The 22,802-nt window shown below is 66.8% G+C and carries 23 protein-coding genes and 1 pseudogene; 20 read left to right on the top strand and 4 right to left on the bottom strand.

Features of this window, described 5'->3' with window-relative positions:
* The first annotated feature begins 35 nt into the window (after positions 1 to 35).
* The 13 genes from gtdA (at position 36) to ACGLHR_RS04260 (ending at position 14,048) form a co-directional block, all read left to right on the top strand.
* On the top strand, positions 36 to 1,082 hold the full coding sequence (gene gtdA / locus ACGLHR_RS04320) for a gentisate 1,2-dioxygenase (RefSeq protein WP_400092160.1): 1,047 nt from the start codon (positions 36 to 38) through the stop codon (positions 1,080 to 1,082).
* A gap of 51 nt (positions 1,083 to 1,133) precedes the next feature.
* On the top strand, positions 1,134 to 1,832 hold the full coding sequence (locus ACGLHR_RS04315) for a fumarylacetoacetate hydrolase family protein (RefSeq protein ID WP_400092157.1): 699 nt from the start codon (positions 1,134 to 1,136) through the stop codon (positions 1,830 to 1,832).
* 41 nt (positions 1,833 to 1,873) lie between these two features.
* Positions 1,874 to 2,518, top strand: a complete 645-nt coding sequence (gene maiA, locus ACGLHR_RS04310) for a maleylacetoacetate isomerase (RefSeq protein WP_400092155.1) — start codon at positions 1,874 to 1,876, stop codon at positions 2,516 to 2,518.
* A 61-nt stretch (positions 2,519 to 2,579) separates the two neighbouring features.
* Positions 2,580 to 3,788 (top strand): 3-hydroxybenzoate 6-monooxygenase, encoded by a 1,209-nt coding sequence (locus ACGLHR_RS04305; RefSeq protein WP_400092154.1) that lies wholly within the window; start codon positions 2,580 to 2,582, stop codon positions 3,786 to 3,788.
* Between the two features lie 86 nt (positions 3,789 to 3,874).
* The gene (locus ACGLHR_RS04300) at positions 3,875 to 5,218 is read left to right on the top strand and encodes an MFS transporter (RefSeq protein ID WP_400092153.1); all 1,344 of its coding nucleotides are present in this window, start codon (positions 3,875 to 3,877) and stop codon (positions 5,216 to 5,218) included.
* A gap of 353 nt (positions 5,219 to 5,571) precedes the next feature.
* Positions 5,572 to 7,422, top strand: a complete 1,851-nt coding sequence (locus ACGLHR_RS04295) for an OPT/YSL family transporter (protein ID WP_400092152.1) — start codon at positions 5,572 to 5,574, stop codon at positions 7,420 to 7,422.
* Between the two features lie 187 nt (positions 7,423 to 7,609).
* Positions 7,610 to 8,026 (top strand): universal stress protein, encoded by a 417-nt coding sequence (locus ACGLHR_RS04290; RefSeq protein ID WP_400092151.1) that lies wholly within the window; start codon positions 7,610 to 7,612, stop codon positions 8,024 to 8,026.
* Positions 8,027 to 8,137: 111 nt separating this feature from the next.
* Entirely contained in the window at positions 8,138 to 10,933 is a 2,796-nt protein-coding gene (locus tag ACGLHR_RS04285; RefSeq protein WP_400092149.1) for a monovalent cation/H+ antiporter subunit A, read from the top strand.
* Complete coding sequence (locus ACGLHR_RS04280; protein ID WP_400092147.1) at positions 10,933 to 11,319, top strand: Na+/H+ antiporter subunit C; 387 nt, start codon at positions 10,933 to 10,935, stop codon at positions 11,317 to 11,319. The genes ACGLHR_RS04285 and ACGLHR_RS04280 overlap by 1 nt, the downstream gene beginning before the upstream one ends.
* On the top strand, positions 11,316 to 12,848 hold the full coding sequence (locus ACGLHR_RS04275) for a monovalent cation/H+ antiporter subunit D (protein ID WP_400092145.1): 1,533 nt from the start codon (positions 11,316 to 11,318) through the stop codon (positions 12,846 to 12,848). Before ACGLHR_RS04280 ends, ACGLHR_RS04275 begins: the two co-directional genes overlap by 4 nt.
* 4 nt (positions 12,849 to 12,852) lie before the next feature.
* The gene (locus tag ACGLHR_RS04270; RefSeq protein ID WP_400092144.1) at positions 12,853 to 13,356 is read left to right on the top strand and encodes a Na+/H+ antiporter subunit E; all 504 of its coding nucleotides are present in this window, start codon (positions 12,853 to 12,855) and stop codon (positions 13,354 to 13,356) included.
* Positions 13,341 to 13,616 carry a K+/H+ antiporter subunit F gene (locus ACGLHR_RS04265; protein ID WP_400092142.1) on the top strand — a complete coding sequence of 92 codons (276 nt, stop codon included), beginning with the start codon at positions 13,341 to 13,343 and terminating at the stop codon, positions 13,614 to 13,616. The genes ACGLHR_RS04270 and ACGLHR_RS04265 overlap by 16 nt, the downstream gene beginning before the upstream one ends.
* Positions 13,617 to 13,640: 24 nt before the next feature.
* Positions 13,641 to 14,048 (top strand): Na+/H+ antiporter subunit G, encoded by a 408-nt coding sequence (locus ACGLHR_RS04260; RefSeq protein ID WP_400092200.1) that lies wholly within the window; start codon positions 13,641 to 13,643, stop codon positions 14,046 to 14,048.
* Positions 14,049 to 14,085: 37 nt separating this feature from the next.
* Here the strand turns inward: ACGLHR_RS04260 and ACGLHR_RS04255 are convergent, their stop codons facing one another.
* Positions 14,086 to 14,403, bottom strand: coding sequence for a high-potential iron-sulfur protein (locus ACGLHR_RS04255; protein ID WP_400092140.1), 318 nt, complete (start codon positions 14,401 to 14,403; stop codon positions 14,086 to 14,088).
* A gap of 289 nt (positions 14,404 to 14,692) precedes the next feature.
* Between ACGLHR_RS04255 and ACGLHR_RS04250 the strand changes: the two genes are divergently transcribed.
* Positions 14,693 to 15,418, top strand: a complete 726-nt coding sequence (locus ACGLHR_RS04250) for a hypothetical protein (RefSeq protein ID WP_400092139.1) — start codon at positions 14,693 to 14,695, stop codon at positions 15,416 to 15,418.
* Here ACGLHR_RS04250 and ACGLHR_RS04245 read toward each other — a convergent pair.
* Positions 15,398 to 15,639 (bottom strand): annotated as a pseudogene (locus ACGLHR_RS04245) (hypothetical protein); the annotation flags it as partial. The gene ACGLHR_RS04250 and the pseudogene ACGLHR_RS04245 overlap by 21 nt on opposite strands.
* 102 nt (positions 15,640 to 15,741) lie before the next feature.
* Here ACGLHR_RS04245 and ACGLHR_RS04240 point away from each other — a divergent pair.
* Genes ACGLHR_RS04240 through ACGLHR_RS04230 form a run of 3 tightly spaced genes read left to right on the top strand, consistent with a single transcriptional unit; the run spans position 15,742 to position 18,141 of the window.
* A complete protein-coding gene (locus tag ACGLHR_RS04240; RefSeq protein WP_400092137.1) occupies positions 15,742 to 16,755 on the top strand; it encodes a Bug family tripartite tricarboxylate transporter substrate binding protein in 1,014 nt (337 codons plus the stop codon).
* Between the two features lie 16 nt (positions 16,756 to 16,771).
* On the top strand, positions 16,772 to 17,659 hold the full coding sequence (locus tag ACGLHR_RS04235; RefSeq protein ID WP_400092136.1) for a PhzF family phenazine biosynthesis protein: 888 nt from the start codon (positions 16,772 to 16,774) through the stop codon (positions 17,657 to 17,659).
* A complete protein-coding gene (locus tag ACGLHR_RS04230; RefSeq protein ID WP_400092134.1) occupies positions 17,656 to 18,141 on the top strand; it encodes a RidA family protein in 486 nt (161 codons plus the stop codon). Before ACGLHR_RS04235 ends, ACGLHR_RS04230 begins: the two co-directional genes overlap by 4 nt.
* Here ACGLHR_RS04230 and ACGLHR_RS04225 read toward each other — a convergent pair.
* Positions 18,138 to 18,953 carry a helix-turn-helix domain-containing protein gene (locus tag ACGLHR_RS04225; RefSeq protein ID WP_400092133.1) on the bottom strand — a complete coding sequence of 272 codons (816 nt, stop codon included), beginning with the start codon at positions 18,951 to 18,953 and terminating at the stop codon, positions 18,138 to 18,140. The genes ACGLHR_RS04230 and ACGLHR_RS04225 overlap by 4 nt on opposite strands.
* Positions 18,954 to 18,992: 39 nt before the next feature.
* A complete protein-coding gene (locus ACGLHR_RS04220; RefSeq protein WP_400092131.1) occupies positions 18,993 to 19,757 on the bottom strand; it encodes an SDR family oxidoreductase in 765 nt (254 codons plus the stop codon).
* Between the two features lie 62 nt (positions 19,758 to 19,819).
* Here ACGLHR_RS04220 and ACGLHR_RS04215 point away from each other — a divergent pair, with 62 nt between their 5' ends.
* From ACGLHR_RS04215 to ACGLHR_RS04205, 3 genes are all read left to right on the top strand, one after another.
* On the top strand, positions 19,820 to 19,948 hold the full coding sequence (locus ACGLHR_RS04215) for a hypothetical protein (RefSeq protein WP_400092129.1): 129 nt from the start codon (positions 19,820 to 19,822) through the stop codon (positions 19,946 to 19,948).
* Between the two features lie 152 nt (positions 19,949 to 20,100).
* Entirely contained in the window at positions 20,101 to 20,787 is a 687-nt protein-coding gene (locus ACGLHR_RS04210; protein ID WP_400092128.1) for a hydrolase, read from the top strand.
* An 85-nt stretch (positions 20,788 to 20,872) separates the two neighbouring features.
* Positions 20,873 to 22,744, top strand: a complete 1,872-nt coding sequence (locus tag ACGLHR_RS04205) for an amidohydrolase (protein ID WP_400092126.1) — start codon at positions 20,873 to 20,875, stop codon at positions 22,742 to 22,744.
* Positions 22,745 to 22,802: the final 58 nt, after the last annotated feature.

Below are 22,802 nucleotides of genomic sequence, written 5' to 3'. Positions count from 1 at the left end.
GCGCCCCGACCGGGCGATGAATCGGAGACAAAACCATGCCAGACGCAAAGAAGAGCGCAGACCGTTCCGCTTATTACGGCCGCATCGGCCGCAACCAGATGGCGCCCCTGTGGGAATCGCTGCACGCGCTGGTCCCGCGCGAGCCCCGCCCGCAAGCGCAGCCGGCGATCTGGAAGTACGCCGAGATCCGTCCGCTGGTGATGCAGGCGGGCGAGGTCATCAGCGCCGAAGAAGCCGTGCGCCGCGTGCTGGTGCTGGAGAATCCCGGCCTGCCCGGGAAGTCCAGCATCACCTCCACGCTCTATGCCGGCCTGCAGTTGATCCTGCCTGGCGAGATCGCTCCCAGCCATCGCCATACCCAGTCCGCGCTGCGCTTTATCGTGGAAGGCAGTGGCGCCTGGACCGCCGTCAACGGCGAGCGCACCACCATGCATCCGGGCGATTTCATCATCACGCCATCGTGGACCTGGCATGACCACGGCAACCCGTGCGTGGCGGATGGCGGCGAGCCGGTGGTCTGGCTCGACGGGCTGGACATCCCGCTGCTGCAGCACCTGGATGCGGGCTTCGCGGAGAACTACCCGGAAGCCTCGCAGCCGGTGCTGCGTCCTGAAGGCGATAGCTTTGCCCGCTTCGGCCACAACATGCTGCCGGTGCGCCACCGCGTGACCGATCCCACCTCGCCGATCTTCAGCTACCCCTATGCCCGCAGCCGCGAGGCGCTCGACCAGCTCTACCGCAATGGCGAACTCGATGCGTGGGATGGCGTGAAGCTGCGCTATGTGAACCCGGCTACCGGCGGCTGGCCGATGCCGACCATGGCCACGTTCATGCAATACCTCCCTGCCGGTTTTCAGGGCAAAACGTATCGCAGCACCGACGCCACCGTCTATTCCGTGGTGGAAGGGCGCGGCACCGTGCGCATCGGCGAGGCGCAGTTCCAGTTCGAGCCGCGCGACACCTTCGTGGTGCCGTCCTGGCAGCCGGTGCAACTGGCTTCGGTCGAGGACACAGTGCTGTTCAGCTATTCCGATCGCCCGGTGCTGTCCGCGCTCAACCTGCTGCGCGAGGAGCGCACCTGATCCGGTGCAGTCCTTTTTTGTCTTTTCCCATTTCCTTGCTTGAGGTCTTCCATGTCTTTTGTCATTACCCCTCCCGCTACCGTGGCCGTGCCGGTCGTTGGCACCAGCGACCAGTTTCCCGTGCGCCGCGTCTACTGCGTGGGCCGCAACTACGCCGCGCATGCCCGCGAGATGGGCTTCGATCCGGACCGCGAGCCGCCGTTCTTCTTCTGCAAGCCGGCCGATGCCGTGATCCCGGTCGCCTACGGCGAGACCCTGACGCTGCCGTACCCGGCCCAGACCAGCAACTACCACTATGAATCCGAGCTGGTCGTCGCCATCGGCAAGGGCGGCGCGGATATTCCCCTGGAACAGGCGCTGGAACACGTCTGGGGCTATGCGGTGGGCCTGGACATGACCCGCCGCGACCTGCAGATGAAGATGCGCGAGATGGGCCGCCCGTGGGAAATCGGCAAGGCCTTCGACGCCTCGGCGCCGATCGGCCCGATCCATCCGGCCGCCGACGTGGGCCATTTCGAGCAGGCCGCGATCTGGCTGACCGTCAACGGCGCCGACAAGCAGCGCAGCGACGTGACGCACCTGATCTGGTCGGTGGCAGAGACCGTGGCGGACCTGTCCAGGTACTTCCGCCTGGAGGCGGGCGACCTGATCTACACCGGCACGCCCGAAGGCGTTGGCGCCGTCAAGTCCGGTGACCTCATGGTCGCCGGCGTGGAGCGGCTGGGCGAGCTGTCGGTGCGCGTGGCCTGACGACGTCGAGATTTCGGGATTTCGAAAAAGAGGGCTTCACCGTGCAGATCTATAGCTTCTTCAACAGCTCCACCTCATACCGGGTGCGCATCGCGCTGGCGCTCAAGGGCCTGCCGCACGACTACCAGCCGGTCAATATCCGCGCGGGCGAGCATCGCGCCCCGGACTATGTGGCGGGCATCAATCCCTCGGCGGTGGTGCCGGCGCTGGTGGATGGCGGCTTTCACCTGGGCCAGTCGATGGCGATCATCGACTACCTCGACGCCCGCCATCCGGAACCGCGGTTGATCCCGCAAGCGGCGGAGCTGCGCGCGCGCGTGCTGGAGCTGGCCAATGTGATTGCCTGCGACATCCATCCGGTCAACAACATGCGCATCCTGCGCTACCTGCAGGACACGCTGGGCGTGACGCCGGAGCAAAAGGACGCCTGGTACCGGCATTGGGTGGACGACGGGCTGGGCGCGGTAGAGCGGCTGCTCGCGCAGCACGGGCGCGGCCCGTGGTGCTTCGGCGACCAGCCCACGCTGGCCGACTGCTGCCTGGTGCCGCAGATCGCCAATGCGCAGCGCATGGGCTGCGACACCGAGCGCTTCGAGCGCGCCATGGCAGTGTACTGCCATGCCAGCGAGCACCCGGCCTTCCAGCAGGCAGAACCTCAGCGGCAGCCGGACTACACGGCGCGCTAACCAACGCAACGGGGCGCACCGGGCCGGATTGGCCGCCGGGCTCGCACCCAAGGAGACGAACATGAACAACACGCGCAGCACGGACCGCAAGGTGATCGTGGTCGGCGGCGGCATCGGCGGCCTGGCCGCCGCACTGGCGCTCGCCCGGCAGGGCATCCGCGTTGAATTGCTGGAGCAGGCGGAGAAGATCGGCGAAATCGGCGCCGGCATCCAGCTTGGCGCCAACGCCTTTGCCGCGCTGGATGCGCTGGGCGTGGGCGAAGCCGCGCGCAAGCGCTCTGTTTTCACCGACTACCTGGTGATGATGGATGCGATCGACGCTACCGAAGTCGCCAAGGTGGATGTCGGCGAGCGCTATCGCCAGCGCTTCGGCAATCCCTACGCGGTGATCCATCGCGCTGACATCCACCTGTCCATCCTGGAAGCCGTGCAGGACCACCCGCTGATCCAGTTCCGCACCGCCACCACGGTGTGCGCGCTGGAGCAGGATGAGCGCGGCGTCATCGTGATCGACCAGCGCGGCGAACGCCACCAGGGCGATGCCGTGATCGGCTGCGATGGCGTGAAATCCGCCGTGCGCCAGGCCTTGCTCGGCGACGAACCGCGCGTAACAGGCCACGTGGTGTACCGCGCCGTGGTGGATGTGGCCGACATGCCGGCCGACCTGCAGATCAACGCGCCGGTGGTGTGGGCCGGCCCCAACTGCCACCTGGTGCACTACCCGCTGCGCGGCGGCGAGCAGTACAACCTGGTGGTGACCTTCCATAGCCGCGAGAAAGAGGTCTGGGGCGTGCGCGATGGCAGCAAGGAAGAAGTGCTGTCGTACTTCGAGGGCATCCACGCCCGCCCGCACCAGATGCTGGACCGGCCGACCTCGTGGCGGCGCTGGGCCACCGCGGACCGCGACCCGGTGGAGCAATGGAGCTTTGGCCGCGCCACCATCCTGGGCGATGCCGCCCACCCGATGACGCAGTACCTCGCGCAGGGCGCCTGCCAGGCGCTGGAGGATGCCGTGACGCTGGGCGCGGCCGTGGCCGAGACCGACGGCGATTTCGTGGCGGCCTTTGCCCTGTACGAGAAGGCGCGCATCCCGCGCACCGCGCGCGTCCTGTACTCCGCCCGCGAGATGGGCCGGCTGTATCACGCCAAGGGCGTGGAGCGGCTGGTGCGCAATTCGCTGTGGGTGGGTCGCACGCAGGACCAGTTCTACGACGCGCTGCAATGGCTGCACGGCTGGCGCGCGCAAGACTGCCTGGAAGGGGCGCGATAGGGGCAGTGCTGCCCCAGAGAACGGCCACAAAAAAGGGCGAGCCGATCGCAAATCGGCCGCTTCGAAACACAATGCAGGAGACAGCTGTGCCCACTCAACCATCCATCGGCATCACCGAGTTCATCGATCGCCAGCCGCTATCGGCCTTCCAGGTCGCGATCGTCGCGCTCTGCTTCTTGATTGTCGCCATCGACGGATTCGATACCGCCGCGATCGGCTTTATCGCACCCGCGATCCGCGCCGAATGGCAGCTCACGCCGGCGCACCTGGCGCCGCTGTTTGGCGCCGGGCTGACTGGCCTGATGGCCGGCGCATTCCTGTTCGGCCCGCTGGCCGACCGCTTCGGCCGCAAGAGCGTGCTGCTCTTCTGCGTGCTGTTCTTTGGCATCGCGAGCCTGGTCTCTGCGTTCTCCGGCTCGCTGTGGGGGCTGGTGGCGCTGCGCTTCCTGACCGGGCTGGGGCTGGGCGGCGCCATGCCGAACACCATCACGCTGACCTCGGAATACTGCCCGGCCAAGCGCCGCTCCTTCCTGGTCACGACCATGTTCTGCGGCTTCACGATTGGCTCGGCACTCGGCGGCCTGGCCTCGGCGAACCTGATCGAGGAGCACGGCTGGCGCTCCGTGCTGCTGTTGGGTGGCGTGCTGCCGTTGCTGCTGCTGCCGTTCCTGGTGTGGAAACTGCCTGAGTCGGTCCGCTACCTGGTGCTCAGCGGCAAGCACCCGGAAAAGGTGGCGGCCATCCTGGAGCGGATCGCGCCGCGCGAGCGTGTCGCACCTGGCAGCATCGTGGTGGCGGACAAGCGCGCGCCCGGCTCGCCGGTTGCGCACCTGTTCAAGCCCGAGCTGGTGCGAGGCACTTTGCTGCTGTGGCTCACCTTCTTCATGAGCCTGCTGGTGATCTACCTGCTGTCCAGCTGGCTGCCCACGTTGCTGCGGGCGACCGGGATCTCCCTCAAGACGGCGGCGCTGGTGACCATGATGTTCCAGGTCGGCGGCACCATCGGCGCCATCGTGCTGGGCTGGCTGATGGACCGGGCCAACCCGCACTATGTGCTGGCCGCAAGCTACGCGCTGGCAGGTGTGTTCATCACGGCCATCGGCAGCCTGACCACGGCGCCCTGGCTGGCGGGTGTGGCGGTATTCGCCGCAGGTTTCTGCATCTCAGGCTCGCAAGTGGGCGCCAATGCCTTGTCGGCGGCTTACTACCCCACCGATTGCCGCGCCACCGGCGTGAGCTGGGCCAATGGCGTGGGGCGGATGGGCTCGGTGGTTGGCTCGGTCGGGGGCGGCACCATGTTGTCGATGGGCCTTACCATGCCGGCGCTGTTCCTGATGGTAGGGATTCCGGCGGTGATTGCTGGCGCCACCATGCTCCGGTTCGGGCGCCATCGCGCGGGCCAGGCGCGGCGCATGGCGGTGGTGGCCTGAGAGTTCCGGCAGTTGGATACGCGATTCTGGATATGCGATTCATCCTTTAGTATTTAAATGATAATCGTTATCATTTGAGATCTCGGGTTAGTGACACGATCTGAGTCAGCAAATGGGTTGCCGGACACGTCTCGTGTCCGGCTTTTTTTGCTAGTCCTCGTCCGCCTTACCCCCTCTGCGCCTTATCTCCTTCGCGCCTTAGCGTGCCCTTGCGCACGCATGCCATGCTCGCAGCCCGCTGCTTGCGGTAGCATCTGCGCAGCGCCAGCAGCGTTGTCTTCGCCGCGTGGGCCTTTTTTCGTTTTCCTTCGATCCAGCCGCCACTGATGCGGCCAGCGCGCATGGGGAAGCCAATGACGGCAGTCGGCAGGCCACCGCAAGACGCTACCTCGGCGGCACCCGCCGACAGGCTCGATGCCGCAACGGGCACCAGCCGGCGCTGGGCATGGCTGCCTGAGCAGGGCGGGTGGAAATACTATGCGCTGCTCGGTGCCATCGGCGTCTTCATCCTTGGCCCGCTGGGCGGGATCGCCGCGGCGTACATGAACTTCTCGCTCGGCTTCTTCGTGGGCGGGCAGGTGCTGGCGGGCATCCTGGGCTCCACGGTGACCTATGGCTATGGCGCGGACGGCCGCCATGGCGCGAACTATATCCAGACCATTGCCGCGTCGGTGGCCGGCATGAGCGGCATGGCCGTGGTGATCCAGGCGATGACCTGGATGGGCCTGCCCGAGCCGCCGATATGGCAGTTGATGCTGTACATGCTTTGCGTGGGCATGTTCGGCGTGGGCGTAGGCATGCTGTACACGCCGATCCTGGTCGATCGGCTGCAACTCACGTTTCCCTCCGGGCTGGCGGTGGCCAATATCCTGCGCGCCCTGACGGATCCGGTGCTGCTCAGGCAATCGGTGTCGCGCCTGGCCGGCGGTACGGTGCTGGGCATCGTCAGCGGCATCGGCGCGGCCCGTGTGGAGCGGCTTGCCGCCATCGATCTGTCCGCGTCCACCTTTGGCGCGGGCATGATCGTCGGGGCCCGCATCGGCGTGGCGGCGCTTGTTGCCGGGCTGGCGGGCTGGGCGCTGATTCCCTTCTTTGTCTCCATCGGCTGGCTGGCGCCGGGAGACCCGTTTCGCAAGATCACGTTCCTGATTGCGCTCGGCATGATCATGGGCGCCGCGCTGATCGATATCTCGCTGATCCTGCTCAAGGTGTACCGGCATGGGCGGCAGTTGCCAGGAAGGATGCGACCGGGGCCCTCGGCGGTGGCTAGCGGCGGCAGCCTGTGGCGGGTGGTGGCATGGGTGCTGTTCTGGGGGCTGGCTGTGGTGGCGGTGGGTGTGGGCCTGCTGCATCAGCCCGCGGGCTACATGGTACTGGCGGTGCTGCTGGTGTTCGTGTTCGCCATGGTCAACGGCATCTCGGTGGGGATGGTCGACCAGAACCCGATTTCTTCCGCCTTCGTGCTGTCCGTGATCCTGATGGCCGCGCTGGGTTTGCGCGACCCGAATGTCGGGCTGATCGCGGCGACGGTGCTGCTGGTGTCGACCAGCGAGGCGTGCGACATGCAGCAAGACCGCTCCACCGGCTGGCGGCTCGGCACGAACCGCACTGCGCAGTTCCGCTTCCAGGTGGCGGGCATCGTTGCCGGCGCGGTGCTGGCGGTGTTGTTCGCCAGGCTGTTCATGCGAGCGTATCCGGAGCTGGCGGTCGACCAGACCGTGCTCTCGGCCAGCGAGCAGCCCCATCACTGGGCTTCGGCCATGACCTACAAGATCGTCGGCGCATTGCGCGGCTTGACCGCCGACCTGCCGCACCAGCGCACGGCGGTAGCGCTGGGCATCGGCCTTGGGCTGGCCACCGCGGCGCTGCGCCTGCTGGTCAAGTCGTGGCCGCGCTACCAGCGCTTTGTGCAGGCGGGAAGGGTCGGCGGCATTGCCGATTTCCTGCTGGATACGGTCGTGCTGCCATCGCCCTATGCCTCGTCCTTTGGCGGGTTCGTCAACCTGCCCACCTCGGCGTGGTTTGCGCTGGGCGGCGTCGTGGCCAGCGTGCTCAATAGCTTGCGCCGGCAGGAGAACGCGCCGGATGCGTTGCCCGAAGACATGAGCACGACATCGCTGGTGGGTGGCGGGCTGATCGCGGGGGATGCGCTGGCGGCGGTCGGGCTCGGCCTTGCGGGGCTGTTGTTTACGGCCCTGGGCTAGCGGGCAAGGTCCGCCCCCGGTGTCAGCTCACAGCCGGCAGCATCGGCACCTTCCACTGGCGGAACTGCTTTCCATTCTTTTGAGACGGATCTGAATTCTTTATCCGGGATGGCGGGCCAAGCCGGAGGCGCGTGGTTGTGGCGCAAAATATGCTACGGCGGCCGCGGCGAAACCAGGCCGCCCGGGCGTGCCTGGCGCGCCGCCGTTGGTGGTGCACCTGGTCCATGTCTGCCCGTCGCTGGGCGCGACGGGCCGGCAGGTGAGGCCGGGCGCGGAACTTGCGTTGGAAAACACCGCGGCGGCTGCTCGTGCGTTCGATGCGGCAAGCACGGTGCTTGCGCCGGTGGCCCATGAAATCCATCGCCATTGGCTCACCGGCGACCCGGCACGTGAGATCATGCGCTTGGCAACGGAGCGTGACGCCGATGCCATCGTGGTCGGGGCCAAGCGCCGCGGCGCGCTGGCCAACGCCATGCTCGGCTCCGTCGCCACGGCCTTGCTTGCAAAATCGGAGGTGCCGGTGCTTGTCGTCAACCGGCCGGAGACAGAGACAGAGATGGAGACGGAAGGCCACGCTGGCCACGACAGCCACGCATCCCCATGAACGCCACGGAGCTTCCCAGGACGCCGACACATTGAACGCCCTCGAAAACCCCTTGAACCTCATTGACGCCCCCGTCGCCGGCAGCACGTGGCGCGCCTGCGGAGCCCGCCGATGGTGATGGCCTGGTTGATCGCGCTTCCCTTGCTGGCGGCGATGCTGTTGTTGCCGGTGCGGCGTCACGCGCGCTTCCTGGCCGCGCCCATCGTGGTGGGCACGCCGCTGATCGGCCTTGGCTTGCTGCTCAGCGTGCGCGGCGAGGTGTTCGACGGCCGCACCATCGCCTGGCGCCAGCCCTGGCTCGAGGACATCGGGCTAAGCCTTAGCCTGCGGCTTGACGGCCTGGCCTACGTGTTTGCGCTGCTGGTGCTGGGCATCGGCTTGCTGGTCATCCTCTATGCGCGCTATTACCTGCCGCGCAGCGAATCCACCGTACGTTTCTTTTCCCTGCTGCTGCTGTTCATGGCGGCCATGCTGGGCGTGGTGCTGTCGAGCAACCTGCTGCTGCTGGCGGTGTTCTGGGAGATGACCAGCATTGTGTCGTTCCTGCTGATCGGCTTTTGGTCCTATCGCTCGGACGCGCGCAAGGGCGCGCGCATGGCGCTGACAGTGACCGGCGGGGGCGGGCTGGCCTTGCTGGCCGGCGTGCTGTTGCTCGGGCATATCTGCGGCAGCATGGAACTCTCCGTGGTGCTGGCCCAGGCCGGCATCGTGCAGCGCCACCCGCTGTATCCGGTGATGCTGAGCCTGATCCTGCTGGCGGCGTTTACCAAGTCCGCGCAGTTTCCCTTCAGTTTCTGGCTGCCGCATGCGATGGCGGCGCCCACGCCGGTGTCCGCCTATCTGCATTCCGCCACGATGGTCAAGGCCGGCGTCTTCCTGCTGGCGCGGCTGTATCCCGTGCTGGACGGCACCAACTGGTGGTTCTACATGGTGAGCCTCACCGGCCTTGCCACTCTGGTGGCTGGCGCGGGCATGGCCTTGCTGCAGCGCGACCTCAAAGGCCTGCTGGCGTATTCCACCATCAGCCATCTTGGCCTGATCACGCTGCTGTTCGGCCTGGACACGCAGCTGAGCACGGTGGCCGCGCTGTTCCACATCATCAACCATGCGGTGTTCAAGGCGTCGCTTTTCATGGCGGCGGGCATCATCGATCATGAAACCGGCACGCGCGACCTGCAACGGCTGCGGGGCCTGCGCCGCTATATGCCGCACACCGCGTTGCTGGCCATCGTGGCGTCGCTCTCGATGGCGGGCGTGCCGCTGTTCAACGGCTTCCTGAGCAAGGAGATGTTCTTTGGCGAGACGCTCGCGCAGGGCCTGCTGGGCGATTTCAACTGGATCATCCCGGCGGCGGCGACCTTCGCCGGGGCGCTGACGGTGGCGTACTCGCTGCGCTTTATCTACGGCGTGTTCTTCGGTGGCAAGCCGGACGACCTGCCGAACTATCCGCCGCATGAGCCGCCGCGCTCCATGAAGATCCCGGTGGAGGTGCTGGTTGCCATCTGCCTCGTGGTGGGGCTGTTCCCGGCGTATACGGTGGGGCCGCTGCTGGCGACTGCCGCCTTGGTTACGCTGGGCGGGCCGCTACCGGAGTACAGCCTCAGCCTGTGGCATGGCTTCAATCTGCCCCTGCTGATGAGCCTGGTCTCGATGGGCTGCGGCGGCGTGCTGTTCTTCTTGCGGCGCAACGCCTTTCATCGGACGCACGCGCGCTTTGCCCACCTGAACGCGCGCGATGCGTTCGAGGCCGGCATCGACAGCCTGGCGCGCATGGCCGGGCGCATCACCGGCGCATTCGAGAATGGTTCGCTGCAAGGCTACCTGGCGTGGATGCTGGCCGCCATGCTGCTGATTCCGGCCGCCTTCCTGTCCGACCTGGACACGCTGGCCGGCCCGGTGCCGGCGAGCCCGCTCGACCTCATGACCGTGGCGGGCATGGGTTTGCTGGGCCTGTCGGCGATCGGCGTGGTGATCGCCCACCGGCAACGGCTCAACGCGCTGGTCCTGCTGAGCGTGAGCGGCTTGCTGGTGGCGCTGCTGTTCACGCGATTCTCGGCGCCAGACCTGGCGCTGACGCAGGTCTCGGTCGAGGTCGTCACGATCCTCCTGCTGGTGCTGGCCTTGTACTTCCTGCCCTTTCACCGGCCGGATTCGTCCTCGGTGGCCCGGCATGTCCGCGATGGTTGCCTGGCGCTGGGCGGCGGTACGTTGCTGGCCATCCTGGCCTACGCCGTGATGACGCGGCCCTACGACTCCATCTCTTCGTTCTTCCTGGCCAACAGCGTGGATGGCGGCGGTGGCCACAATGTGGTGAACGTGATCCTGGTGGACTTCCGGGGCTTCGATACGATGGGCGAGATCTGCGTGCTGCTGATCGCCGGCCTGGCGGTGCAGGCCTTGCTCAAGGGCATGCGCCTGACGGCGCCGCCAGCGGGGCCCAACGGGCTGCCGTGGTCGAGCCAGAGCCATCCCTTGCTGCTCGCCATCCTGGCCCGCCTGATGCTGCCGCTGACCATGCTGGTCGCGGTCTTCGTGCTGCTGCGCGGGCACAACCTGCCGGGCGGCGGCTTTATCGCCGCGCTGATCACGGCGGTGGCCTTGCTGCTGCAGTACGTGGCCAGCGGCGTGCTGTGGACCGAGGCGCGCATCGCGCTGAACTATCGCGCGCTGGCCGGTGGCGGCATCCTGGTGGCGGGGCTGACGGGCCTGGGCAGCTGGGCGTTCGGCTTCCCGTTCCTGACCACGGCCTTCGGCCATTTCCACATACCGGTGCTGGGAGAAATCGAACTGGCGAGCGCCATGATTTTTGACCTTGGCGTTTATTTCACGGTGGTGGGCACGACCTTGCTGATCGTGTCGCACCTCGGCGTGCGCGACAAGCGCGTCAATGTGAAGGAGGGGGGCTGATGGAAGCCGTCTACGCCGGCACGGTCGGCATCCTGATGGCCTGCGGCATCTACCTGCTGCTGCGTGCGCGCACGTTTTCCGTGGTGGTGGGGCTGGCGCTGATCTCGTACGCCGTGAGCCTGTTCCTGCTGGGGATGGGCCGGCTTTCCACCGGCCGCCCGCCGGTCATCGCCATGGGGGCGCAGTATGCGGATCCGCTGCCGCAGGGCCTCGTGCTGACAGCCATCGTCATCGGCTTTGCCATGACAGCTTTCGCGGTCGTGCTGGCCCTTCGCTCGCTCGGCATCACGGGCAGCGATCATGTGGACGGCAAGGAAGCGGGCTCGGCGCAGGGCGCGCCGCCGGCAGCCGGCACCCCCAGCACCGACAGGGCGACCGGCCGATGACCCACTGCCTCCATTTGTCGATCCTCCTGCCCATCCTGCTGCCGATGTTTGCCGGCGGCCTGCTGGTGGCCGCGCCGGCGCGCTGGTCCCGGGCCCAGCGCGTGCTCAGCACGGTGGTCACGCTGCTGCTGTTGCCGGTCGCGGCGTGCATGGTCAGCGCGGCAGCCACGGGCGCCATCACGGTCGATCACATCGGGAACTGGCCAGCGCCGTTTGGCATCGTGCTCCAGCTCGACCGGCTGGGCGCCATGATGCTGTTGCTGACCGCGGTGCTGGGCGTGGCCGCCGTGGTGGCGGCGGGCCGGGGCGACGCGCGCCTCGGGCGGCATTTCCATGCGCTGTTCCAGTTCCAGCTGATGGGGCTCAACGGCGCCTTCCTGGCCGGCGACCTGTTCAACCTCTTCGTCTTCTTCGAGATCCTGCTGATCGCCTCCTATGCCTTGCTCTTGCATGGCGGCGGGCGCGCGCGCATCGGCGCCGGGCTGCATTACGTCGTGCTGAACCTGGCCGGATCCGCTTTCTTCCTGATCGCGATCGGTGTGCTGTACGGGCTGAGCGGCACGCTCAACATGGCGCATATGGGCGTGCGCCTGGCCGGGCTGGCCCCGTCCGATGTGCCGCTGGCCACGGCGGCGGGCGTCATGCTGATGCTGGTGTTTGCGCTCAAGGCCGCGCTGTTTCCCATGGTCTTCTGGCTGCCCAAGGCCTATGCCAGCGCCACGGGATCTGCCGCGGCGCTGTTCGCCATCATGACCAAGGTGGGCATCTACGCCATCCTGCGCTGCGCCGCGCTGGTCTTCGATGCGCCGGATGGCATGCTGGGCGCGTTCCTGCATGACTGGGTGTGGTGGCTGGCCCTTGCCACCATGGCGTTCGGCGCCCTTGGCGCGCTGGCCGCCCCGAACCTGAAATCGCTGACCTGCTACCTCGTGCTGGCATCGGTAGGGCTGCTGGCGGCCAGCGTGTCGATGCAGACCACGCAAAGCTGGGCCGGCGCGCTGTATTACCTGCTCAGCACCACGCTGTGCACGGCGGCGCTGTTCCTGCTGGCGGACGCGCTGGAGCCGGCGCCGCTTCCCTCCTCGGCGCGCGAGCCGGTGGCGGTGGTCCGTGGCTCGCGGCTGGCCGGCTTGCTGTTCCTGGTCGCGGCGGTGGCGGCGATCGGCCTGCCGCCGTTATCCGGCTTCATCGGCAAGGTCATGGTCATGCGCAGTGCCTCGCTGCCGGCGGCGGCCGTGCTGTGGCCTTGCATCCTGTTGTCCAGCCTGGCGCTGCTGATCGCGGTCAGCCGCACGGGCACGCGCCTGTTGTGGCGCCTGCCTCAGGATCACGATCCCGAGCGCCATGGCGCCTACCAGCGCATTGCGCCCGACGGCTGGAAGCTGGGCTGCTGCGCGTTCCTGCTGGCCTGCAGCGTGGCGCTGGTGGTGTGCGCCCGTCCGCTGAGCCAGTATCTTGCGGACACCACCGCCCAGTTGTTCGACCGTGGCGCATACCTGCGCGCGGTGCTGCCACCCGGGGGAGGCTGACGCCATGTGGAAACGCTGGTTCCCGCATCCGTGGCTCAGCCTGGCACTGCTGGCGATCTGGCTGCCGCTGACCAATAGCGCGTCGCCAGGCAACTGGGCGCTGGGTGCCTTCCTCGGCTGGGCCATCTCGCTGCCGATTGGGTCAAGGCTCTGGCTGCGGCCGGTGCGGCTGTCCCGTCCCGACCTGATGCTGCGCTTGTTCGTGCACGTGCTCATCGACATCGTGGTGGCCAATGTGCAGGTGGCCATTCTGGTGCTGGGGCCGGTATCCCGGCTGCGCCCGACCTTTATCCAGGTGCCGATCGATGTCGAGCACGAGCTGGCGCTGTCCGCGCTGATCAGCATCGTGTCGCTCAGCCCGGGCACCTTGTGCGCCGAGCTCAGCGACGACCGCCGCCGCCTGCTGGTGCATGTGCTGGATCTTGACGATGAAACCAAGCTGATCGCGCTGATCAAGACGCGCTACGAGACGCCGTTAAGGGAGATATTTGAATGCTTGCCATCGTAATACCGATCTCGCTGGGGATCCTGGGGGTTGCCTGCCTGCTGACATTTATCCGGCTGGTGCGCGGCCCGGGCCTGCCCGACCGCATCGTGGCGCTCGATACGCTCAATATCAATGCGATCGCGCTGATCGTGGTGTTCGGCATCTGGCTGCGCTCGGCGCTGTTCTTCGAGATTGCGCTGCTGATCGCGGTGATGGGCTTTATCGGCACCGTCGCGCTGACCAAGTACCTGCAGCGCGGCGACATTATCGAACTCAAGTAACCGGCACCGGGAGACCCAATGGATCTGATGAGCCCCGTCGCGGAACTCGCCACCTGTGCGCTGCTGCTGATCGGCAGCGTCTTTACCCTGGTCGGCGCCATCGGGCTGTTCCGGCTGCCTGACTTCTTCATGCGCCTGCACGGCCCGACCAAGTCGACCACGCTTGGCGTTGGCGGCGTGGTGGTGGCGTCGGTAGTGTTCTTCAGCAACCAGGGCGACGGCCTGAGCCTGCATGAGTTGCTGATTACCGCATTCCTGTTTCTCACCGCGCCGATCAGCGCCCATATGTTGGCCAAGGCAGCCATGCAGCAGCGGCTGCCCGTCGATCCGCGCACGCGCGGGCGTTTGTGGGATGCGCAAGACAGGCAGCGCAGCGCAGCGCCGGCGCAAGGCACGGCACCGGCATCGCCCCGGAACGCTCAGGAAAACTGAGCGCTCAGCCTGCGACCCCCAGCTGTCAACACTGCTGTTAACCCTGTTCCCACGAACTGCACCATCCGGCTGCAGCCACCTGCTTGTCGCCAAAGAGCACGCAGCCACCCGTTGCCGCATTGGCGCCTTCCTGGAATAGCTGGCAATTGGCGCAGGTCTGGCTGGCTGCATGCTTGGGATACTTCGCCTGGTCCACCTTGCGGGTATCCGCCTTGTAGCCCAGCTTGACCGCTTGCGGATCGTTCTCGTCGAGCGTGGGCGCGGCAGCGTAAGCGCCACGCGACATCGAAGCGGCGGCGAGGCTGGCGACAACCGCCAGCGGCGTTGTCTTCAGGAATTGACGGCGGGAGGACATGGGCTTCCTTTTTCTGTGGGCCGGCCGGTATCTGGTGGGGGAGTGTCTGCGTCCGGCGGGGGGATTGTGGCACAGCCGCTGCCGACTCGCTTCTTGCTCATGCGGCGCCTCGGAGTGCGGGATCGTTGACAGGGATGCGCAACGGATCTCGCGGGATGGCCCATCCGGCAGCTTCGCCGCGCCATATCTGTGGCAAACTCGGCACTGCCTTTTTTGTGCTTGCGCCTTCGTCGCCGGCACGCCGTTTACTCTCAAGCACCCTCAAGCACTCTCAAGCACTCTCAGGCCCATGACCGCGTCCACCAACACCCACACCCTCCGCCACGCCTTGCAGGAACCGCTGCCTTTGCAACTCGCGCCCTTGATGGGCACCGCCTTTGCCGAGGCGGGCGACGCAGAGCGGTTCGCCATCTACACCGAGCCGCCGGAAGCGCCGGGGCGCGACGAGGTGCTCGCCGCGCTGCGCGCCCAGCTCGACGCGCACCTCGTCGCGCCTTCGCCGGCGGGCGACGAACCGGACATTGGCGAAATCCTCGCCAGCGAGGACTGGGAGCCGGGCCAGGCGTTCGAGATGGACATGGACACCGATGAGGTTTGCGGCCAGGTCCTGTTCTACCGCCTGATCCTCGCGCGGGACCTGGATCCGGTCGGGTACTGCGCGTTCGAGATCAACGCCGACGAAACCGGCGTGATCTTCGTTACGCTGGTCGAGTCGTGGATTCGCCCGCAGTACCAGTCACTTGGCCTCCAGCGCGGTTTTGTGCAGCAGCTGGCCAATGCCGTGTACGCCTTGCTGGGCGACCTGGATGCACGGCTGCAGGCGGCGGGCGAGCGCAGCGCCTCGTTCGAGGTGCTGCTGGGGCTGGATCAGGCGTCCGCTTCGGGCGCAGCGCTGTTGCAGTCGGCCGCCGAGACGCTGAAGGCGTGGACGGTTGTGGCGGATGCGGCCGGGCGCGAGCCGCTGGGCATTACCAGCGTGCGCGTTTCAGTGCTTCCCGCCAGCTCGGCGGGTTGAGGCGAGGGCGGGGAACGCGTTCATAGCCACCTGCATGACCTGTTCCTGGAAGATCAGCACGCCGAGCGTGCGCGATAGCGCTTTCTCCATGGCGATGCTGGAATAAGTGGCCGGCTCGAGTCCCTGCCGGCGGCGCAGTAAGGATGCACCATGCCGCTTTGCACCGGGCCCGGCCGGACGATGGCCGTCTCGACCACCAGGTCGTAGAACGCGCGGGGTCGCGCGGCGCGCGTGTCGCATTTGGGCTTGCCGCTTGTCGCATCCGGGTTTGGCCCGCCCAGGGCGCCTCAATAGACTCGTTGCTTCCATCCAGGGAGAACGCCATGTCATCTGCGCCACGACTGCCTTACCGACCTTTCCATCGACCTTTTCTGTTTTACGGAGCCCGCGGGGCTTTGGCCGCCATCCTTGCCGCCCTGAGCTTCGGGACGGCCTTTGCGCAGGGCTGGCCTGCCCGGCCCATCACGCTGGTCGTCCCGTTCCCGGCGGCCGGGGGCACCGACCTTGTCATCCGGTCGATCCAGCCGCTGCTGCAAAAGGAACTCGGGCAGCCGGTCGTCATCGACAACCGTAGCGGGGCCGGCGGCACCATCGGCTCGACCTTTGTCGCGCGGGCCACGCCGGATGGCTACACCGCCGGGGTCGTCACCACCATCACGCATGCGGTCAGCGTCAGCGTGTACCCGAAGCTGGCGTATGACCCGGCCAGCGACTTCGCCTACGCGGGTTTCATCGGCACGTCGCCCTATGTGCTGGCAGTCAACCGGTCCTTGCAGGCCAAGGACGTCAAGGGGCTGGTGGAGAAGCTGAAGGCGGCAGGCGGGCAGCCCACGTTCGGCTCGGTCGGCGTGGGCACGGTCTCCCACCTGATGGGGGAGCAGTTCAGCAAGCTGGCGAACGTGCCCATGATCCACGTGCCGTATCGCGGCGCGGCGCCGGCCTATACCGACCTGATGGGCGGGCAGGTCCAGTTGATGTTCGATAACCCGGTCGGCCTGGCGCCTTACGTGAAAGCGCAGAAGATCACGGCCATCGCCACGACCGCGCCTACGCCGCTGCTGGCGGACGTGCCGACCTTCGCCAGGCAGGGCATCGCCAATTTCGAGCAGCAGCTCTGGTATGGCGTGGCCTTTCCCAAGGGCACGCCGCCGGCCATCGTCAGCCGCTTCAATGCGGCGCTGAACAAGGTGCTCTCGCAACGCGACGTGGCCCGCGACCTGGCCACCAAGGGCGTTACCGCTCACCCGGGCACGCCGGCCGAGATGCAGGCAACGGTGAACAAGGACATTCCGTACTGGGGCGCCATTGCCAGATCCGTGGGGGCCACCGTTGAATAAGCCCGCCTCGATCAGCATGCCCACTACGCCCGGCGCGGTCACGGTCATGCGCGTGTTTGTGCGCGGTGCGAACGCGGCCCGTGGCGGCAACCCGGTTCCCCTTGTCGCCGATGCGCGCGGCATGTCCGACGCTGCCATGCAGCAAGTGGCGCTCAGCCATGGACATGAATCCGCCTTTATCCTGCCGCCGAGCGATAGCCGTTTCGACTGGCGCCTGCGCTTCTTTGTCCCGCAGCACGAGATGGAAATGTGCGGGCACGCCACCGTCGGCACGCTCTGGGCGCTGCGCCAATGGAAACGCTGGACCCGCCCCACGGCACGGGTGGAGACCTTGAGCGGCCCGGTCATCGCGCGGTGGGATGAAGCGCACCAGCGCGCCTGGATCTCGCAGCCGCCCGTCAATAGCCGTGCGCTGTCGGAGCCGGAGCGCCAGCGCGTGGCCGACGTGCTTCGTTTGCCGGCCGACGCCGCGTACTACGCCATGACCAACGCATCCACCAGCCGGGTCAAGACCCTGGTGGCACTGCCGGACGTGGCGGCGCTCAACCGGTTGCAGCCGGATTTCGACGCGATGGCAGCGCTGTGCGAGTCGATCGGTTCCACGGGGCTCTATCCGTTTGCGATGGATGCGACGGTGCCGCACGTTGTGCATGCCCGGCAGTTCCCCAAATCCTCTGGCTACCCGGAGGACGCGGCGACGGGCATCGCCGCGTCCGCGCTCTGGGGGCATCTGATTGCGTCGGGCGCGTTTGCCAACGACGGTGCTGGCTCGCAAGCGGTCACCGTCGTGCAAGGCGAAGCCATGGGCTGCCCGTCCGAGATCCAGGTGAGCCCTCGGTATTCGCCGGAAGGGGGGAGCGATGGTTGCTGGTTAAGCGGCAACGTGGAATGGGAGGCGCCGTGAGCCATGCATCTCCGGAGGCCCGGCTGGCAGCCGCCGGCTTTGCATTGCCGAGCGCGCCCGTGCCGCGCGGCATGTATGCCCCTTCCTGCATGGTGTCCGGGCAGGCTGGGCGATGGATTGCCATCAGCGGCCAGACCTGCCGGCAAGATGGGATAGCCATCGCGGGCATTTGCCACGGCGAGTACGACGTGGCCGGCGCGCGCCTTGCCGCCGAAGTGGCCATGCTGAATGCGCTGGCGGCGCTGCGGGATGCTTGCGGCGGCCAGCTGGACCGGGTGGCACAAGTGATGCGCTTGCGCGGCTTCATTCGTGCATCGGCGGATTTCGCGCACCATCCCGCGGTGCTGGACGCGGCCTCGGCCGTGCTGTGCGTGGCGTTTCCCGGCCAGTTGCTGCCTGCCCGCAGCGCGGTTGGCGTGGCGAGCCTGCCGAGCCATGCCTGGATCGAAATCGAGATTGATGCGTGGGCGCTGGCCGGCTAAGCGCGTTGTCGGACGGTTGGCTCACGGGTTTGCTCGCCGGCCGTCCGCAATAGCCTGGAGAGGTGCCCGCTGGTAGCGAATCCAAGCCGCTCGCTGACCCGGGCCAGTGAATGCCCCTCGCTCAGCAATGCCCTGGCGTGCGCTGCCAGCAGCCTGCGCCGGATGCTGACGGGACTGGCGCCGAATTCCTCTTGCGCGGCGCGTTGAAGCTGGCGCGTTGTGACGCCGAGCTCGCAAGCCACCGCTTCCACGGCGGGGAGCGCGGCCTCGTATTCCAATGCGCGCATGTAGCACTGCACCATCCTGCTCCCGATGGAGACGGGCGCTGGCGGCAAGGCCAGCGGCCGGCTCGATAGCACTTGCGCAACGATCGCGCGCACCAATAGCGCGGCGCTGGCCGTGGTGAGGGTCGGCGCCAGCAGGGCATCCAGCATGGCGATGGTGGCGCCGTCCAGACGGAGGGCCCCGAAGTGCCGGCACTCGCGCAGGCTGTCGGGCGGCAGGTACAGCTCCCCGTGTTGTTGCCGGCCCGAGTCCGAGACGGTGAGGTGCGCGGCACAAACGGGAAGCAAGACGGCCGAGCCCCGGACCAGCCTTGCGGCGCGGGAGTTTGCGAGGCCTGGGGCGCGATCGGAATCATGGCCTGGCGCCATCCACGCACTCTTGAGCCTGCCCAGGCGCGGCCACAGCAGCATGGCGCAATCGTGCGTATGCCATTCGACGCGGTAGTCCGGCTGGCGGCTTTCGCGGAACGCGAATCCTTGGGCCGAGATCAGGGCAAGCTTGGAGGAGAGTGGCGCAGTGATGGGCATCGGAACGCGTTGCTGGTGTCGTGGCTTTCGAGCCTTTGCTCAGGTACGGGTGATCGATGCACCACCATCCACCAGGGATGCTGTACCGGTCACGAAGGCTGAATCGTCAGATGCCAGGTACAGCACCGAACGGGCCAGTTCGTCCGCGCTGGCCACGCGCTTGAGGGCGTGGAGGTTGGTGATAAAGGACTGGGACTCCGCCGTGCTGTTCATGCTGCGGTACATGTCGGTGTCCACCGCCCCCGGCAGTATCGCATTGACACGCACCCCTTGCGGCCCGAACTCGGCGGCCAGCGCCTGGGTCAGGCCGATCAGGCCCGCTTTGCTCGCCGCATACGCTGCCACGCCGGGGAACGCAAAGCTGTAGCCGACGAACGTCGAGGTGAAGATCACCGAGCCACCGCCGTTCTTGAGCATTTGCGCGATCTGGTGCTTGGCCCCCAGGAAGGCGCCCGTCAGGTTGATGGCGATGGCGTCGTTCCAGCCCGCTTCGGAGACACCTGTGCTGGGGCCGGATTCTCCTAGCGTGCCCGCGTTGTTGAACGCGACATCCAGCCTCCCGTAGCGCTCGACCGCCAGCGCGACCAGCGCCTTGGCATAGTCCTCCGCGCGCACATCGCCAGCCAGTGCGACGGCTTCGCCGCCGGCCGCGCGGATCTGCGCGGCCAGTTGGTCCAGCTCATCCTGGCGCCGCGCCCCGATGACGACCTTGGCGCCCTGGGCGGCAAACAGCTTCGCCGTAGCGAATCCGATGCCGCCACTGGCACCTGTGATGATGGCGACTTTTCCGGCCAGGCGGTCCATGGCGTTTCTCCCGATTGGCGCGTGCGGATGGCTCCGCCCGACAAGCGCCAGGTTAGAAGAGTATGGTCGCCAAAGGCGATTCCCGACAGGGCCGGATCACAAAATTCATTGAAGCGCGCCACCCCATGCCGGAGCTGAAGGCGAAGAAAAATGTGCACGCTGCCGCACAAGAAAAAGCCTGGCCGGTTTGAAAAGAGTTCCTATATTGGTAAGGCTCAAAGCACGGGGCGCGCTTCACATCGTTTCATGGGCCCGGGCGCGGGCGCCGCGCCCGCGACGCGAATCCCAGGCGAGGGACTCACCCATCCTCAATCCATTCGTACGTCCGTATCGGAGAACCACCATGACAAACCCGAAGCTCGAGGTATTGACGCCGCAGAACTGTCAGTTGATTTTCATCGATCACCAGCCGCAAATGGCCTTCGGCGTGCAATCCATGGACCGGCAGGCCCTGAAGAACAATACGGTCGGATTGGCCAAGGCCGCTAAGATCTTCAATATTCCCACCACGATCACTACCGTGGAGTCCGAGAGCTTTTCGGGGTTCACCTATCCGGAATTGCTCGATGTATTTCCTGGCAAGAAGCTGCTTGAACGCACATCGATGAACTCCTGGGATGACCAGAAGGTGCGCGACGCGCTAGCGGCGAACGGGCGCAAGAAGGTTGTCGTCTCCGGCTTGTGGACCGAGGTGTGCAACAACAGCTTCGCGCTGTGCGCGATGGCGGAGGGCAACTACGAAATCTACATGGTGGCCGACGCCTCGGGCGGCACTACGAAGGAAGCGCACGACTACGCCATGCAGCGCATGATCCAGGCCGGCGTCGTCCCCGTGACCTGGCAGCAGGTCCTGCTCGAATGGCAACGCGACTGGGCGCACCGTGACACGTATGACGCCGTGATGAAACTGGTCAAGGAGCATTCCGGCGCTTATGGCATGGGCGTGGACTACGCCTACACGATGGTGCACAAGGCCGAGCAACGTACCAGCGACAAGCACGATGCCCTGCCGGCAGTGCCCGCGCGCTAGCCGCCAGACAGCGCTTTCGCGAGCCGGCGGGCGCCGCTTTGCCGCGGCCCCGCCGTGTGTCGTTGCCATCGACCGGAGCCTTACCATGGATGCTACCGCCAAGCCCGAACTGATCCTGATGAACGGGCGCTTTGCCACGCTTGATCGTGCCAACCCGCAGGCCGACGCCGTTGCCATCCGTGCTGGCAAGTTCATTGCCGTGGGCACGCGGCAGGATGTGATGGCGCTGGCGGACAGCGGCACCCAGGTGATCGACCTGCATGGCCGCTGCGCCGTGCCGGGGCTGATCGACAGCCACATGCACATCATCCGCGGTGGGCTGAACTACAACATGGAGTTGCGCTGGGATGGCGTGCGCTCGCTGGCCGATGCCATGCGCATGCTCAAGGAGCAAGTGGCGCGCACACCGGCACCGCAATGGGTGCGCGTGGTGGGCGGGTTCACCGACCAGCAGTTCGCGGAAAAGCGCTTGCCGACCATCGACGAGCTGAACGCGGCCGCGCCGGATACCCCGGTGTTCATCCTGCACCTTTACGACCGCGCCATCCTCAATGGCGCCGCGCTGCGTACCGTGGGCTACACCAAGGACACGCCGAATCCGCCGGGCGGCGAGATCGTGCGCGATGCCCTGGGAAACCCCACCGGGCTGCTGCTGGCCAAGCCTAATGCGACCATTCTCTACGCGACGCTGGCCAAGGGCCCCAAGCTGCCGCCCGAATACCAGAAGAACTCCACGCGGCATTTCATGCGCGAGGTCAACCGGCTTGGCGTCACCGGCGTGATCGATGCCGGCGGCGGCTTCCAGAATTATCCGGAGGACTACAGCATCATCGAGTCCCTGCATGCCGAAGGGCTGCTGACCATCCGGCTGGCCTACAACCTCTTCACGCAAAAGCCCAAGGACGAGCTCAGCGATTTCAAGACCTGGGCCGGCAAGGTCAGGCCGGGGCAGGGCGACGACGTCTATCGGCACAACGGCGCCGGGGAAATGCTGGTCTATAGCGCAGCGGACTTCGAAGACTTTCGTGTCGAGCGTCCCGAGATGCCGCCATCGATGGAGAGCGACCTGGAGCCGGTGATCCGGCTGCTGGCGGAAAACCGCTGGCCCTGGCGGCTGCACGCCACCTATGACGAGACCATCTCCCGCGCGCTGGACGTCTACGAAAAAGTAGCGAGGGACGTGCCCCTCGACGGGCTGCACTGGTTCTTCGACCACGCCGAGACCATCACCGATCGCAACATCGACCGCATTGCCGCGCTCGGCGGCGGGATTGCCGTGCAACACCGCATGGCGTACCAGGGCGAGTACTTCGTGGAGCGCTACGGTGCCAAGGCCGCCGAGAGCACGCCGCCCATCAAGCGCATGCTGGAGCGCGGGGTCAAGGTCGGCGGCGGCACCGATGCCACGCGCGTGGCATCGTACAACCCCTGGGTGTCGCTGTCCTGGCTGGTCACTGGCAAGACGCTGGGCGGCCTTTCGCTGTATCCGCAGGCCAACCTGCTTGATCGCGAAGCCGCGCTGCGCCTGTGGACCGAGGCCAATACGTGGTTCTCCTCGGAAGAAGGCAAGAAGGGCCAGATCCAGGCCGGGCAGCTGGCCGACCTGGCGGTGCTGTCGAGCGATTATTTCTCCGTGCCGGGCGACGAGATCCAGGACATCACCTCCGTGCTGACCGTGCTGGGCGGCAAGGTCGTGTACGGCGACGGCGACTTCGGCAAGCTGGCGCCACCGCTGCCGCCCGCCATGCCGGACTGGGCGCCGGTGCGCGCCTTTGGCGGCTATCAGCCACGGCGAGCGCCAGGCGCACAGGCGCTGGCCGTGACGGCCGGCTGCGGCTGCGCGAGCGCCTGCGGCGTGCATGGCCATGCGCACGCGGGTGCGTGGCAGTCCAGTGCGCCGGTGTCGGATCATCGCGGGTTCTGGGGCGCGCTGGGTTGCTCCTGCTGGGCGTTTTGATGGCAGTGGGCACCCTTCGGCCCGCACCACCATCGTGAACAGAGGCTACTTCCAGGGA

Source organism: Cupriavidus sp. CuC1, from assembly GCF_044627735.1.
Taxonomy (GTDB): domain Bacteria; phylum Pseudomonadota; class Gammaproteobacteria; order Burkholderiales; family Burkholderiaceae; genus Cupriavidus; species Cupriavidus ulmosensis.
This window is presented reverse-complemented; position numbering and strand designations above follow the sequence as displayed.